This is a genomic window from Mesorhizobium sp. M00.F.Ca.ET.216.01.1.1 (genome assembly GCF_004010325.2).
In the GTDB taxonomy this organism is placed as follows: domain Bacteria; phylum Pseudomonadota; class Alphaproteobacteria; order Rhizobiales; family Rhizobiaceae; genus Mesorhizobium.
The window spans coordinates 175,106-189,837 of the sequence record NZ_SADR02000009.1; the positions used below are offsets into that span (position 1 = coordinate 175,106).

The window sequence follows — 14,732 nt, forward strand, 5'->3', positions numbered from 1 at the left end:
TGTTGTGGGAGAAGGAAGAAGCGCACCTATGGCAACGCTCCCGCTCTTCGGCTAGCCTCCGGAAAAATCCTCGGGCGGAAGCGGTGAACCTTTTTGGGCCGGCCAGCGACAGAGCAGACAGGAGCCAGGCGGCTCGACCGGCCATGACGGCAGCGACGGAGACCGATCGCGCGCTTGTAGACCGGGTCGCGAAGGGCGACCGTGCCGCCGTGCGGCTCCTGTTCATGCGCCACCATGCGCGGGTCTACCGCTTCGTTGCGCGCCAGACGGGATCGGAAATGATGGCCGACGATATCGCCAACGAGGTCTTTCTCGAACTCTGGCGTCAGGCGCCAGGCTTCGAAGGACGCTCGGAAGTCTCTACATGGCTGCTCGGCATTGCCCGTTTCAAGGCACTGTCGGTGCTGCGCAAGAGAAAGGAAGAATGGATCGACGACGATGACGCGGCCCAGATTGTCGACGGCGCCGACACGCCGGAAGTCGTCATCATGAAGGAGGACAAGGGTGCCGCCCTGCGGCGCTTCGTCGATGCCTTGCCGGAGGAACACCGCACGGTGATCGACCTTGCCTATTACCACCAACAATCGGTGACCGAGATCGGCGAGGTGCTCGGCATTCCCGTCGCCACGGTCAAGACCAGGATGTTCTACGCCCGCAAGAAACTCGGCGAGGCCCTCAAGGCCGCCGGTTACGACAGGGGGTGGCCATGAGCGCTGCTGAAAAGATGTCGCGCCGCGACGAGATGGAAACACTGCTGCCGTTCTACCTGAACGGCTCGCTGGAAGGCTCGGACCTGGAAGCCGTGGAGGAATGGCTGGCGACCGATCCAGCGGCGCTTGCCGCACTCGGCGAGGCCGAGGCCGAATTCTCCAGCACCGCTGCCGCCAACGAAGCGATCCGGCCGCCGGCCGACGCGCTCAGTCGCTTCGCCAGGGCGCTCGACGCCGAGGCCGGTCCGGCACCCGCGCCGGCGGCATCGTCCTGGCTAAGGCAAGCCTGGAACCGCTTCACGGCGGTGCCGGTTGGTGTCGCCTGGGCAGCCGCCGCGGCGCTACTGGCTCTGGTCGTCGTGCAGTCGTTTATGCAGCCCAGCGGCAAGGGTAGCGATTTCGAGATTGCCGGCCAGGAGGACGATCTGGCGAAAATGCCTTTCGCGCTGGTCAAGTTCAAGCCGGATGCCAGGATGTCCGATATTGCCGCCTTTCTCGGTCAAAACCAGCTGAAGATCGCCGGCGGGCCGACCGTCGACGGCGTCTTTCGCCTTGCTGTCCCGGCCAAGACCGCCGCCGACTATGAAAAGCTGCTCGGTCTTATTGCCGCCCAGCCTTTCGCGGACGCCGTGATCGAGGGAAGGAAACCGGTTGATGGCGGCTGAGGCGGTCATTCGATTTGCGACAGTCGTTGTGGCGGCGGCGACAATCACCGCCGCGCCTGCCTTGGCGCAGACCAATGATCCGAACCCGCAGACGAAGATCGACTGCCTCGACCGGACAAATGCAGCCAGCGCCGACTGCGCCAAGGACGATGGCGTCGAAGAGCCTGGCACAGGCCCGGCGACGACAGGCGCTGTCTTTCTTCCCGCGCTGATCGTCGACCTGTTCCCCAATCCGGTTGAAGGCGGCCAGGCACCGCTGCCGATACCCGATCCGCGCCGCGATCCGGCCAGCGGCGCACTGCCACCGCCGACTCCACCCGCCAATACGCCGGTGATACCAGCAGCTGCGCCGGGTGGTCCGATCGTTTCACCCACCGATCGTGTGGCGACCGTGCCGCCGCGCGCCGTGATCGGCGATTTCGTAGCCGACGAGGTGCTGGTGACGGTCGACGGCGATGCCGGCACCGTCCAGCAGATCGCAGCCGCTTTCGGGCTGGAGGTGCGCTCGGAACGCCAGTCACGACTGCTCGGCACGAGGCTGGTGCGCTTCGGCATTCCCGATGGCCGCCCGGTCAGCGTCGTGCTGGCGCAGCTTGCCGCCGACGGCCGCACCAGGCGGCGCGAGCCCAACCATGTCTATTCGCTGCAGCAGGCAGCCACCATCGTCAACTATGCCTTCGACCGCATCGCGCTCGATGAGAAGGCGGCCAGCGGCGAGAATGTCCGCGTCGCCGTCATCGACACCGGCATCGACGACACCAACCCGGCGCTGTCCGGCGTCATCGCGGCCCAGTTCGACGCCATGCCGGACGTGCCGGTCGAGGCGCGCGACCACGGCACCTCGGTCGACGGCCTGATCGCCGGCGTCGGAGCGCTCAAGGGTATGGCGCCGGGCGCCAAAATCTACCACGCCCGCGCCTTCGAGGGCGGCAAGTCGACCATGGATGTCATCCTTTCGGCGCTTGACTGGGCAGCGGAGCAGGATGTGCGCATCATCAATATGAGCTTCGTCGGCCCGAAGAACGACCTGCTCGGCATCGCCTGCCGCAATGCAAGGGCGCTCGGCATCGCGCTGGTCGCCGCCGCCGGCAACAACGGGCCGAAAGCGCCCTATGGTTACCCGGCCGCCTTCGACGGCGTCATCGCGGTGACCGCCACCGATGCGAAGGACGCGCTGATGCCGCAGGCCAACCGCGGCGCTTACGTCTTTATCTCGGCTCCCGGCGTCGAGATGGTGGCGCCGAGCGGCGCCGGCTCGGATGTGGTCACCGGCACTTCGTTTGCCGCGGCGATCGTCACTGGCGCCGTGGCCAATCTCTTCCACGTCTCGCCCGAACGCTCCGCGGAAGGGATCGAGAAGGCGCTGGCCGCCACCGCCAAGGATCTCGGCCCCACCGGGCGAGACGATGATTTCGGCTATGGCCTGCTGGACATCAAGGCGGCCGAGACGGCGAAAGACTAAGTCTCGTGCCTGAAGTTTCTGCCTTATATATGTCATCTTCCCAAAGGCGCTGCGTACTTTTAGGCGACACGTATCAGGGTCGAAGCTCAATCAACTGGTTGTCGCAAATGGCCGAGATTGTGATGGGTTTCGGATTCCGGCCCGTCCGCTTTTGGTCAAAGACGGCAGAAATCTGCCGTCGGATGGCGGAACGCGACATGACCATGAGCAGGTATCAAAACCAACAGCCCCCGCCATCAGCTTTGCGTCAGGCTCAGTCCTTCTTGAACTCGAATAGCTCGATGACGTTGCCCGATGGATCTTCGAGCAAGATGGCGCGGCCGGCACCGCCGTCGCTGATTTCGCCGCGGAATCTTGCATCAGCCCGGCGCAACCGCTCAATGAGGATATCGATCTCGTTCGTAACGATCATAAATCGGTTCCACCCGCCCGGCTTCGGATCGCCGCCCGCCTGACCACCGCTCCCCGCACCTGGGGCGCTGAGATACAGCGTCAAGTCGTCGCGCAGCAGCGCGGCGAACTTGCCCGGATTGTGCTTGTCGATCTTGAAATCGAGATTGTCTCGATAGAACGCGACCGCCTCGTTGACGTCCGCAACGATGTATCGGACGGATGCCATTCAACCTTTTCCTCCGTCTTGTAGCCACAACGGTCAACTCGTGCAAAAGGTTTCCTGTCGGTGGAGCTGAGTGCAGAAGCGGGCTGTCTGGATGCCAGCCGGAAGTAGTCGGATTGAGGTTTTTGGACGTAGGTCGTATTTCGGCGGTGTTTATGACATCCTATACGACCGAGATGGGTCGAACTCGGTCGCCCAGAGAAGATGGTTTTGACCCTAGGCTGGTGCGCCGGCGACCGAGCTCCTGACCACCAGATCGACCGGCCAGACTTCGCCGCGGGCGCCCTCCTCCAGCCCGGAAATCCGCGCCGCCAGCCGTTCGGCGATGCGCGCCCCGGCCAAGCGGATCGACGAACGCGTCGTCGACAAAGGCACGGAGAAATTCTCCGGTTTCAGCCAGGGGAAAACGTCGTCATGGGCGATCAAGGACAGATCACCCGGGACGGTCAGGCCGAGATCGCGCACCGCGCGCACGACGCCCAGCGCCATGATCAGGCTGGAGCAGATGATCGCCGTCGGCGCATCGCTCTGCTCGAGCAAGCGCCTGGCGGCACGGTAGCCGTTCTCCTCGGTCATGGTGATGGAGCAGACATGGCTCTCGGCAAGCAGCAGCCCGCTCGCCGCCAGTGCCCGGCGCACGCCGCGCTCGCGGTGGATGGCGAAGGTCTCGCGGTTATCGCCGTTGATCAGCGCCAGCCGCCGGTGACCAAGCTGGACGAACAGCCGCGCCGCCTCATGGAAGGCGCCCTCATTGTCGATGTCGAGAAAGGGATAGTCGAAATCGCAGCCTTCGCTGCGGCCATGGACGATGAAGGGGATGCCGAGCGTGTTGACCAGCGCCACCCGCCGGTCGGCCGGCCTCGGCGAGGAGATGTAGACGGCGTCGACCTGCCGGTTGGCGACGATACGCCGGTAAGTTGTCTCCTGGTCGTCGGCGTCGGCTGGTGACAGCACCAGGTCGAGCTCGTGCGAACGGGCGTAATCGCCGAGGCCGGAGAGGAATTCGACGAAATGCGGGTCGATGTCGACGGCGCTGCCGGTCGGCAAGACATAGCCGATCATGCCGGTCTTGCCGGTCGCCAGCCGGCGCGCGCTCGGATTGGGGCGGTAGCCGTGGCGCTTGGCGGCATCCATCACGCGGCGCCGCGTTTCCTCGTTGACCTCCGGGTAGCCGTTCAGCGCGCGGCTGACCGTGGTCTGCGAAAGCGCTAGCATGTGCGAGAGCTGTTTGAGGTTCACCGGAGGCCTCCCAAGCCCCAAAGCGCTTTAATTCTCCAGTCGACTCTACCGCCACGAGCGAGCCGCCGAACGCGCAGACCATAAGCACCGTTTACAGCCGGTTTGAAGCAAATTTGCTGCTGCAGCGCCAAAAAAGCGTGCTGCAGCGCACTTTAGGGACACTTAAGGCGCAAGAATTAAATCGATTAACCTGGCACCCTCTTGACTCCCAGCCGATTCAATGGCGAGATCAAGAAGGCCAAAGCGCTTTGGAAGACTCTTCGAAAGGTTGCGGTTCCTTTCTGACTGAGTCACAGTCCTGCGGCGTCGGCGGACGGAATGGAGGTTTCGTCCGGGTGTATGTGACCACTGGGAGGAATACCGATGAAGAAAATGCTTCTGCTTGGCGCCGCGTTTGCCGCGCTCGCCTTGAGCCTGCCGGCGCAAGCCGAATTGAAGTTCAAGCCGGGCGAAGACCCCCGCTTCAACTGGGCGAACTACGAAGATCTCAAGAAGGTCGATCTCAAGGGCGAGACGCTGACCATCTTCGGCCCGTGGCGCGGCGAGGACGAAGGTCTTGTGCGCACCGTTCTCGAGTATTTCCAGGAAGCCACCGGCGCCGAGATCAAATACTCCTCTTCCGAAAATTACGAGCAGCAGATCGTCATCGACACGCAGGCCGGCAGCCCGCCCAACATCGCCGTGCTGCCGCAGCCAGGCCTGATCCAGGACCTGGCATCCAAGGGCTTGCTGACGCCGCTTGGCGACGACACCGCCAATTGGGTCAAGGACAATTACGGCGCCGGCCAATCCTGGGTCGATCTCGGTACCTTCAAGGACAAGGACGGCAAGCCCGGCTTCTTCGCCTTCCCCTACAAGGCCGACGTGAAATCGCTGGTCTGGTACTCGCCGGACAATTTCGAGGAAGCCGGCTATAAGGTGCCGAAGACGCAGGAAGAGCTCGCCGAGCTCGAAAAGAAGATCATTGCCGACGGCGGCACGCCATGGTGCATCGGGCTCGGCTCCGGCGGCGCCACCGGCTGGCCGGCGACCGACTGGGTCGAAGACATCATGCTGCGCACCCAGACGCCCGAGACCTACGACAAGTGGGTGAAGAACGAGATCCCGTTCAACGATCCCGCGGTGGTCAACGCCATCGACATTTTCGGCAAGATCGCCACCGAAGACAAGATGGTCGACGGCGGCGCCAAGGCGGTTGCGGCGACCGACTTCCGCGACAGCCCGAAAGGCCTCTTCTCGGTGCCGCCGAAGTGCTACCTGCATCATCAGGCGTCGTTCATCCCGACCTTCTTCCCGGAAGGCACGAAGCTCGGTGAGGACGCCGATTTCTTCTACTACCCGCCTTATGCCTCCAAGCCTGACCTCGGCACCCCAGTGCTCGGTGCCGGCACGCTGGCCATGATCACCAAGGACTCCAAAGCCGCGCGCGCCTTCATCGATTTCCTGAAGCTGCCGCTGGCCCATGAGATCTGGATGGCCCAGGGCGGCTTCGTGACGCCGCTGAAGTCGGTCAACAAGGATGCCTATGCCAGCGACGCGCTGAAGAAGCAGGGCGAAATCCTTGCCAACGCCTCGACCTTCCGCTTCGACGGTTCCGACCTGATGCCGGGCAAGATCGGCGCCGGCTCCTTCTGGACCGGCATGATCGACCTGGTCGGCGGTAAGTCGGCCCAGGATGTCGCCACTGACATCCAGAAGAGCTGGGACGCGATCAAGTAAGCGGACCGGCTTGCACGTTCGGACTTCCCAATCTGATCTGATCCGGGCCCTCGAGGCCCGGATCGCGACCGGCGGCCCGCGCCGAGCCGTTCATTATCGGCGCATAGACGTTCCGGCATGAAGCGCGATCGGCAAGGGTGGAAACCGTTTGCGTTCGATGGCTCTCAATAGTTGAATCGGCGCACGATCCCGTCGCCAAAGCCATTCTCGATCGGCGGATCATGCGCAGGGGAGGAACCCATGGCGGCTCAGATTTTCTCGGCCATATTCGTCATCATCGTCGGCGTCGGCGGCTGCGTCGCCTATTTCTGGGGCGCCAACAAAGCACTTGATACGATCTTTCCCTCGCGCGGCGTCAAAGGCGCTGCGGCGATCGACAATCTGCGCCGGCAGGGGCTGATCCGGCCGTGGCTGTTCGTCGGCCCGGCCATGATCATCCTCACCATCTATCTGATATACCCGGTCGTCGAGACGCTGAGGCTATCGTTCCTCGACCGCGGCGGCGCCAATTTCGTCGGCCTCGCCAACTATCAATGGGCGTTCGGCGACCGCGAGTTCCGCAACTCGATCCTCAACAACATCGTCTGGCTGGCGGTGGTGCCGGCCGCCTGCACCTTCCTCGGGCTGATCATCGCCGTTCTCACCGACAAGATCTGGTGGGGCACGATTGCCAAGAGCCTGATCTTCCTGCCGCTGGCCATATCCTTCGTCGGCGCCAGCGTCATCTGGAAATTCATCTACGAATATCGCGGCGAGGGCCAGACGCAGATCGGCCTGCTCAACGCCATCATCCAGTATTTCGGCGGCCAGCCGCAGGTCTGGATATCGCTGCCGTTCTGGAACAATTTCTTCCTGATGGTCATCCTGATCTGGATCCAGACCGGCTTTGCCATGGTCATCCTGTCTTCCGCCCTGCGAGGCATCCCGGAAGAAACGCTGGAGGCCGCGGTCATCGACGGTGCCAACCCGTTCCAGATCTTCTGGAAGATCATGGTGCCGCAGATCTGGGGCACCATCGCCGTCGTCTGGACCACCATCACCATCCTGGTGCTGAAGGTCTTCGATATCGTGCTGACCATGACCAACGGCCAATGGAACAGCCAGGTGCTGGCCAATCTGATGTTCGACTGGATGTTCCGCGGCGGCGGCGATTTCGGCCGCGGCGCTACCATCGCCATCATCATCATGATCGCGGTCATTCCGATCATGGTCTGGAACATCCGCCAGGCGAACAAAGAGACCGGAGGACATTGAGATGGCCGCATCGACCGGAAAGTCCTTTGCCGGCCGCTTCGGCGTCCACATTGCCGTACTGATCTTCGTTGCGATCTGGACCATCCCGACGCTCGGCATTCTGGCCTCGTCGCTGCGCGACAAGGATCAGATCATCGCCTCGGGCTGGTGGAACTCGTTCGCCAGTTCGAGCCAGACGGAAGCCGGCCGGCTGCCGGCCGCCTCGGCGCAGGTCGAGAAGGATGGCAAATTCGTCATTCAAGGCAATATCTTCGCAGATGGTGCTGCCCGCGACATCAGCGCCTTCGGCGTCAAGTCGGCAGCACCGACGCAGTATGCCGCCGGCACGACAGCCGATCTTGGCGACGGCGTGACCTTGCAGCTCAATGCCGACGGCAGCTTCATCATGCAGTCGCCTAAGGCTTTCGAGGGCGAGCGTGGCCAGCGCGTCTACTATGCCTCATCGGCGCCACCGAAATTCACCACCGACAATTATGACACGGTGCTGTTTTCCGAAGGCATCGGCCGCTCCTTCATGAACTCGCTGACCGTCACCATTCCGTCCACCGTAATCCCGATCCTGATCGCGGCGTTCGCCGCCTATGCACTGGCCTGGATGCGCTTTCCTGGCCGGGCGCTGCTGATCGCGGTCATCATCGGCCTGCTGGTCGTGCCGCTGCAGATGTCGCTGATCCCTCTATTGAAGCTCTACAACGGTGTCGGCAGCTTCTTCGGCGTGCCGTCGAAGACCTATCTCGGCATCTGGCTGGCGCATACCGGTTTCGGCTTGCCCTTCGCCATCTACCTCTTGAGAAGCTATATTGCCGGCCTGCCGCGTGAAATTATGGAATCGGCGCGCATCGACGGCGCCAGCGATTTCGAGATCTTCGTCAAGATCGTGCTGCCGCTGTCGTTCCCGGTCCTGGCCTCGTTTGCCATCTTCCAGTTCCTGTGGGTGTGGAACGATCTCTTGGTGGCGATGGTTTTCCTCGGTACCGAGGGCGACCAGATCGTGCTGACCGCCAAGCTCAATGCGCTGCTCGGCTCGCGCGGCGGCGACTGGGAGATCCTGACGACATCGGCCTTCGTGACCATCATCGTGCCGCTGATCGTGTTCTTCTCGCTGCAGCGCTATTTCGTCCGCGGGCTGCTTGCCGGCTCGGTGAAAGGAGGTTGAGATCATGCAATCCGCTTTAAAGGCTACTCCGAAGCCCGATCTCGCCGTCGATCGCGACTGGTGGCGAGGCGCTGTGATCTATCAGATCTATCCGCGCAGCTACCAGGATTCGAACGGAGACGGCATCGGCGACCTCAAGGGCATTATCCGCAGACTGCCCTACATCGCCTCACTCGGCGTCGATGCAATCTGGATCTCGCCGTTCTTCAAGTCGCCGATGAAAGATTTCGGCTACGACGTCACCGACTATTGCGATGTCGATCCGATGTTCGGCACGCTGGCCGACTTCGACGTCCTGACCGCCGAGGCGCACAGGCTGGGCCTCAAGGTGATGATCGACGAGGTGCTGTCGCATACCGCCGACAGTCACCCGTGGTTCAAGGAAAGCCGCTCGAACCGCACCAATCCGAAGGCCGACTGGTATGTCTGGGCCGACGCCAGGCCCGACGGCACGCCGCCCAACAACTGGCTGTCGATCTTCGGCGGCTCGGCCTGGCAGTGGGACACCAGCCGCCAGCAATATTATATGCATAATTTCCTGGCCGAGCAGCCCGATCTCAACTTTCACAGCCGCGCGGTCCAGGACGCACTGCTCGACGTCACCCGCTTCTGGCTGGAGCGCGGCGTCGACGGCTTCCGCCTCGACACCATCAATTTCTACTTCCACAGCCAGGGCCTGGAGGACAACCCGCCGCTGCCGCCGGAGCAGCGCAACGACCAGACGGCGCCCGCCGTCAACCCTTACAATTACCAGGACCATCTCTACGACAAGAGCCGCCCGGAAAACCTCGGTTTCCTTGAACGCTTCCGCGCTTTGCTCGACGAATATCCGGCGACAGCCGCTGTCGGCGAAGTTGGCGATTCGCAGCGCGGGCTGGAAGTGGTGGCGGCCTACACCAGCGGCGGCAAGCGGGTGCACATGTGCTATTCGTTCGATTTTCTGGCGCCAGAGAAGATCAGCGCGGCAAAGGTGCGCTCGGTGCTGGAAGCTTTTGGCAAAGTCGCCAGCGACGGCTGGTCGTGCTGGGCCTTCTCCAACCACGACGTGATGCGCACGGCGTCGCGCTGGGCGGCCGACGAGCCCGACCAGCTCGGCTACCTGAAGGTCATTTCGGCACTGCTGATGTCGTTGCGCGGCTCGGTCTGCATCTATCAGGGCGAGGAGCTCGGCCTCGGCGAGGCCGAGCTGCAATTCGAAGACCTGCAGGACCCCTATGGCATCCGCTTCTGGCCGGAATTCAAGGGCCGCGACGGCTGCCGCACACCGATGGTGTGGGACGCCACAGCCAGCAACGGCGGCTTCTCGACGGCAAAGCCGTGGCTGCCGGTGCCCGGCAAGCACCTTTCGCAAGCGGTCAATTTGCAGCAGGGCGACGACAACTCGCTGCTCGAGCACTATCGGCGCTTTCTCGCCATCCGCCGCCTGCATCCGGCGCTGGCCAAGGGCGATATCGACTTCATCGAAAGCAAGGGCGACACTGTCGCCTTCATACGTCGCGAGGGCAACGAGCAGATCGTCTGCGTCTTCAATCTCGGAGCCAGGCCCGCCGAAGTCGATCTCGGCGGACGTTCGCTTCAGCCCTTGCCGGGACACGGGTTTTCAGGACAAGCTAGCGCCGGCACTATCCGCCTCGGCGGCTACGGCGCCTGGTTCGGGCGTATCGACTGAATTTGCTAGTCAGAAAGAATCACTGGAGGGAACCCATGGCCGATGTCACGCTAAGGCAGGTGAAGAAATCATACGGCACTCTGAACATCCTGTACGGCATTGATCTCGACATAAAGTCGGGCGAGTTCATCGTCTTCGTCGGCCCTTCGGGTTGCGGCAAGTCAACCCTGCTGCGGTGCATCGCCGGGCTGGAGGAAATCACCTCCGGCGAACTCAAGATCGACGGCGAGGTAGTCAACGACGTGCCGCCGTCGAAGCGCGGCATCGCCATGGTGTTCCAGTCCTATGCGCTCTATCCGCACATGACCGTCTACGACAACATGGCGTTCTCGATGAAGATCGGCAAGGAAAGCAAGGCCGAGATCGACAAGCGGGTGCGCCAGGCGGCGGAAATCCTGCAGCTGACCAAATATCTCGACCGCCTGCCCAAAGCGATGTCGGGCGGCCAGCGCCAGCGCGTCGCCATCGGTCGCGCCATCGTGCGCAACCCGAAGGTCTTCCTGTTCGACGAGCCGCTGTCGAACCTTGACGCGGCACTGCGCGTCGCCACGCGCATCGAGATCGCCAAGCTCAAGGAATCGATGCCGGACACAACGATGATCTACGTCACCCACGACCAGGTCGAGGCGATGACGCTGGCCGACCGCATCGTGGTGCTCAAGGACGGCCATATCGAACAGGTCGGCACACCGATGGAGCTCTACAAGAAACCCGGCAATCTGTTCGTCGCCCAGTTCATCGGCTCGCCGGCCATGAACATACTGCCGGCGACGATCGACAAGTCAGGCAATCCGACCGTCGTCAGCCATGTCGGCGGCCGCAAGGCGACGGTGCCGATCGCCACGCCGGCATCAGCGAAAGGCGCTTCGGTGAGCTTCGGCGTGCGGCCGGAGGATCTGACGATCGCCACCGGCGCGGATTATCTTTTCGAGGGAACGGTGGACTATATCGAGCAGCTCGGCGAGGTCCAGCTGGTCTATGTCGACATCGGCCGTGCCGACCTGCCGCTGGTGACGAAGCTGCCGGGCAATGTCGAGGTCAAGCGCGGCGCAACGTTGCGGCTTACCGCGGATGCCGGGGACCTTCACATCTTCGATGCGGAAGGGCATTCGTTCACGCTGCATCCGGCGGAAGCAAAGGCGGCCTGACGAGTCGAACTGCTGGATTGGCTGTATCGATATGCAAAAAACAAGAGCGGCGGGCCTAGCCCGCCGCTCTTGTTTTGGGATCAACTTCATTCAGCCGTTAGTTGTTGCCGAAGAGGTTCCGGTCGGCGCCCTGCGGGGCAGACTTCGGTACGTCACGCGCCGAATTGAGCAGCTTGTAGACCGGCGAGCTGGTATCGCGCACCGAGGATGTCTGCGTGGTGTCGACGTTGGCGGTCGCCTGCTTGTTGATGTCGGTGCCGCCAACGTTGTCGTTGCGGGCATAGGCGCTGCCAGCGGCAATCAAAAGTGCGGTCGCGGTAAGAACGATCTTCTTCATTTTCAGTACTCCTGGATTTCGTGTTCCATCAGCGCGGCGGGCTTGCGGCCCGCCGCTGCTGTTGGGATCGGCTGTTAGTTGCTGCCGAAGAGGTTGCGGTCGCTACCCTGGACGATGGGCTGGTTGTCAGCCGGAGCCGACTTCTCAGTGGAAGCGGTGTACGAGCTGTCGACCGCGGCGGCCGGCTGGTTGGCGCCGTTAGAGCCGTAGTTGTCGCTACCGGCAAAAGCACTGCCGGAGATGGCCAAAACGGCCGCGGCGGCAAGAACAATCTTTTTCATTTTAATACTCCTGAATTTTCAGATCCCCGAGCGGCGGACTTGCCCGCCGCTCTGCTATTTGGGATCGGCTGTTATCTGTTGCCGAAAAGGTTGCGGTCGCTGCCCTGGACGATGGGCTGCTTGTCAGCGTGAACCGGCTCCTGGATTGAAGCCGTGTACGAGCTGTCGACCGCGACGGCAGGCTGATTGGCGCCATTGGAACCGTAGTGGTCGCTGCCAGCGGCAAAGGCGCTGCCGGTTATGGCCAAAACGGCGGCGGCAGTAAGAACAATCTTTTTCATTTTTGGTACTCCAGTATCTTAGTTTTCCGTCCGTCTAGCGGCGTGTCTTGGAAGGAATTCGCGTCGTTCGGACAGCCCCGATGTGGGAAAGCCATCCGCTAGTTTCCAATCACGAAGTTGTTCCGTGTGGACCAAGAATCTACACCTTGAAATTGTGCCAGAGGCTTCCATTACAACGAATTTATGCTTTATTATCAGATACTTAGCTTATATGCGCCACTCGCTTATCGGGTGGATTCTCAGGCCAGCGTTCACAGAGTCCTGCACGCACCGTCAACAGAAACGAACCGTTCGGTTCGATTTTTAGAGACCCCTTGAAAAGCCATCGGGCCTGTTGTCGAATTCGTTAACCATTTCGGCGTCAAGCGACGGGCCAAATTTCTGCCCGTTTTCGACAGGCAACGGCCTCCGTGAGGCCGTACGTCGCCCCGTGCAATCACTGACTGACCGGTTTCGCAGCCGTGTCGCGCCGCATGGATACGATGTCGCTTTCATGCCGACAGCCAGCCGGCCGTCGTGATTAGATCACGCCATCTCAGGTGCCGCTTGGTGACGACGAAGCGGAGAATTGGGAAGCCGGTCAGAACCCGGCGCTGCCCCCGCAACGGTGGTGGAGTTCAAGTCGCAACGGGAGACCACTGGGCCAAAAGCCTGGGAAGGTGTCGCGACCGTCCGCAGGACACTCCAGAGCCCGGAAACCAGCCCGAGATCTCTAGACTCGACTGATCGCGGTGGGCGGTCAGAGGTGGATAGTGCATGGCCGGCCCTGCCGCCGGCTTGCGGCCGATCCTTCCTCTCTTCACCACCAGTTCAGTCCTTGGAGCGACGTGCGTCCACTTGGGCGCACAAAGTACGCTCCAAGAACTTGAACCTGCGCATCGCGTTTTCCGAGACCGATTTTCGATTTCGGGCCGATGCGACAAACGCGAGGACAGGACATGGATGCGCGCAACGACATGCTGGGGCTCTTGCACAGCCGCAGGGAAGGCTATTCGCTCGAGCAGCCCTTCTATACCGATCCCGACTACTTCAAGCTCGACATGGAGCTGATCTGGTATCGCGACTGGCTGTTCATCGGCCATGATTGCGAATTGCCGAAGCCGGGCAGCTTTATCACCGCGCAGGTCGGCGACTATCCGATCGTGCTGGTCCGCGACCAGCAAGGCAAGATCAACGCCTTCCACAATTCCTGCCGTCATCGCGGCAGCCGCGTCTGCAACGCTGACAAGGGCACGGCTGCGAAGCTGGTCTGCCCTTATCACCAGTGGACCTACGAACTGGACGGCCGGCTGTTGTTCGCCAGGCAGATGGCGGACGGTTTCGACAAGGGCCAGTTCAGCCTGAAGCCGGTCGCGTGCGAAAGCGCCGGCGGCTACATCTTCGTCTGCCTGGCCAAGGAGCCTGCGGATTTCGCGCCGATGCGCGCGATGATCGAGCCTTACCTCCTGCCGCACCGGCTACGCGAGGCAAAGGTCGCCTTCGAATCGACCATCGTCGAGAAGGGCAACTGGAAGCTCGTCTGGGAGAACAACCGCGAGTGCTATCATTGCGCCGGCAACCATCCGGAACTCTGCAAGACGTTCCCGGAGGCACCGACCGTGACCGGCGTGCAGGGCGCCGACAGCGATCCTGACATGCTCGCACACTGGGCCAAATGCGAGGCGGTGGGCTTGCCGAGCAAGTTCCGCATCGATCCCGCGGGGCAATATCGCGCCACGCGCGCGCCGCTGCTGCGCGATGCCGTCAGCTATACGATGACCGGCAAGCGCGCCGTGAAGAAGAACCTTTCCGACAGCGTTTCCACCGACCGCATCGGCTCGCTGCTGCTCTATCATTACCCGACGACCTGGAACCACATCCTCGGCGATCATGCCGTCACCTTCCGCGTGCTGCCAATCAGCGCCACGGAAACGGCCGTGACGACCAAATGGCTCGTCCACAAGGATGCGATCGAAGGCCTCGACTACGATCTGGCCGAACTCACCCACGTCTGGACCGAGACCAACGACCAGGACCGCCGCATCGTCGAGGAGAACGCCTTCGGCATCCTGTCGCCGGCCTATGAGCCGGGCCCCTACTCGGAGCTGCATGAGGGCGGCGTGATCCAGTTCGTCGAATGGTATGCGTCCTTCATCGAACCGCGCCTTGCCGAGGGTGGCCGGCCGGCGCTGCGCAGCGTCGCCTGAGGGGATAGG

14 protein-coding genes and 1 riboswitch are annotated in these 14,732 nt (G+C 62.3%); of the genes, 9 read left to right on the forward strand and 5 right to left on the reverse strand.

Annotation, left to right across the window (positions count from 1 at the left end; translation table 11 throughout):
• Positions 1-143: 143 nt before the first annotated feature.
• Genes EN859_RS14345 through EN859_RS14355 form a run of 3 tightly spaced genes read left to right on the forward strand, consistent with a single transcriptional unit; the run spans position 144 to position 2,837 of the window.
• Positions 144-710, forward strand: coding sequence for a sigma-70 family RNA polymerase sigma factor (locus EN859_RS14345; protein ID WP_127853451.1), 567 nt, complete (start codon positions 144-146; stop codon positions 708-710).
• Positions 707-1,375, forward strand: a complete 669-nt coding sequence (locus tag EN859_RS14350; protein ID WP_127853450.1) for an anti-sigma factor — start codon at positions 707-709, stop codon at positions 1,373-1,375. The genes EN859_RS14345 and EN859_RS14350 overlap by 4 nt, the downstream gene beginning before the upstream one ends.
• A complete protein-coding gene (locus tag EN859_RS14355; protein ID WP_127853449.1) occupies positions 1,365-2,837 on the forward strand; it encodes a S8 family serine peptidase in 1,473 nt (490 codons plus the stop codon). The genes EN859_RS14350 and EN859_RS14355 overlap by 11 nt, the downstream gene beginning before the upstream one ends.
• Positions 2,838-3,090: 253 nt before the next feature.
• Here the strand turns inward: EN859_RS14355 and EN859_RS14360 are convergent, their stop codons facing one another.
• Entirely contained in the window at positions 3,091-3,456 is a 366-nt protein-coding gene (locus EN859_RS14360) for a VOC family protein (protein ID WP_127853448.1), read from the reverse strand.
• Between the two features lie 213 nt (positions 3,457-3,669).
• Entirely contained in the window at positions 3,670-4,692 is a 1,023-nt protein-coding gene (locus tag EN859_RS14365; protein WP_127853447.1) for a substrate-binding domain-containing protein, read from the reverse strand.
• Between the two features lie 363 nt (positions 4,693-5,055).
• Between EN859_RS14365 and EN859_RS14370 the strand changes: the two genes are divergently transcribed.
• From EN859_RS14370 to ugpC, 5 genes are all read left to right on the forward strand, one after another.
• Positions 5,056-6,411: an ABC transporter substrate-binding protein gene (locus tag EN859_RS14370; RefSeq protein ID WP_127853446.1), complete on the forward strand. Its 1,356-nt coding sequence runs from the start codon at positions 5,056-5,058 to the stop codon at positions 6,409-6,411.
• A 240-nt stretch (positions 6,412-6,651) separates the two neighbouring features.
• The gene (locus EN859_RS14375; protein ID WP_127853445.1) at positions 6,652-7,665 is read left to right on the forward strand and encodes a sugar ABC transporter permease; all 1,014 of its coding nucleotides are present in this window, start codon (positions 6,652-6,654) and stop codon (positions 7,663-7,665) included.
• Position 7,666: 1 nt separating this feature from the next.
• Positions 7,667-8,821: a carbohydrate ABC transporter permease gene (locus EN859_RS14380; protein WP_127853444.1), complete on the forward strand. Its 1,155-nt coding sequence runs from the start codon at positions 7,667-7,669 to the stop codon at positions 8,819-8,821.
• 4 nt (positions 8,822-8,825) lie between these two features.
• The gene (locus EN859_RS14385) at positions 8,826-10,490 is read left to right on the forward strand and encodes an alpha-glucosidase (RefSeq protein WP_127853443.1); all 1,665 of its coding nucleotides are present in this window, start codon (positions 8,826-8,828) and stop codon (positions 10,488-10,490) included.
• Positions 10,491-10,525: 35 nt separating this feature from the next.
• The gene (gene ugpC, locus EN859_RS14390; RefSeq protein WP_127853442.1) at positions 10,526-11,638 is read left to right on the forward strand and encodes a sn-glycerol-3-phosphate ABC transporter ATP-binding protein UgpC; all 1,113 of its coding nucleotides are present in this window, start codon (positions 10,526-10,528) and stop codon (positions 11,636-11,638) included.
• A gap of 97 nt (positions 11,639-11,735) precedes the next feature.
• Here ugpC and EN859_RS14395 read toward each other — a convergent pair whose 3' ends face one another.
• From EN859_RS14395 to EN859_RS14405, 3 genes are all read right to left on the reverse strand, one after another.
• Positions 11,736-11,975 (reverse strand): DUF680 domain-containing protein, encoded by a 240-nt coding sequence (locus tag EN859_RS14395; protein ID WP_127853441.1) that lies wholly within the window; start codon positions 11,973-11,975, stop codon positions 11,736-11,738.
• A 74-nt stretch (positions 11,976-12,049) separates the two neighbouring features.
• On the reverse strand, positions 12,050-12,256 hold the full coding sequence (locus EN859_RS14400) for a DUF680 domain-containing protein (protein ID WP_127853440.1): 207 nt from the start codon (positions 12,254-12,256) through the stop codon (positions 12,050-12,052).
• 71 nt (positions 12,257-12,327) lie between these two features.
• On the reverse strand, positions 12,328-12,537 hold the full coding sequence (locus EN859_RS14405) for a DUF680 domain-containing protein (RefSeq protein ID WP_127853439.1): 210 nt from the start codon (positions 12,535-12,537) through the stop codon (positions 12,328-12,330).
• 520 nt (positions 12,538-13,057) lie between these two features.
• Positions 13,058-13,259, forward strand: a riboswitch (cobalamin riboswitch).
• A gap of 216 nt (positions 13,260-13,475) precedes the next feature.
• Here EN859_RS14405 and EN859_RS14410 point away from each other — a divergent pair.
• Complete coding sequence (locus EN859_RS14410) at positions 13,476-14,723, forward strand: aromatic ring-hydroxylating dioxygenase subunit alpha (RefSeq protein WP_127853438.1); 1,248 nt, start codon at positions 13,476-13,478, stop codon at positions 14,721-14,723.
• The last annotated feature ends 9 nt before the right edge of the window (positions 14,724-14,732 follow it).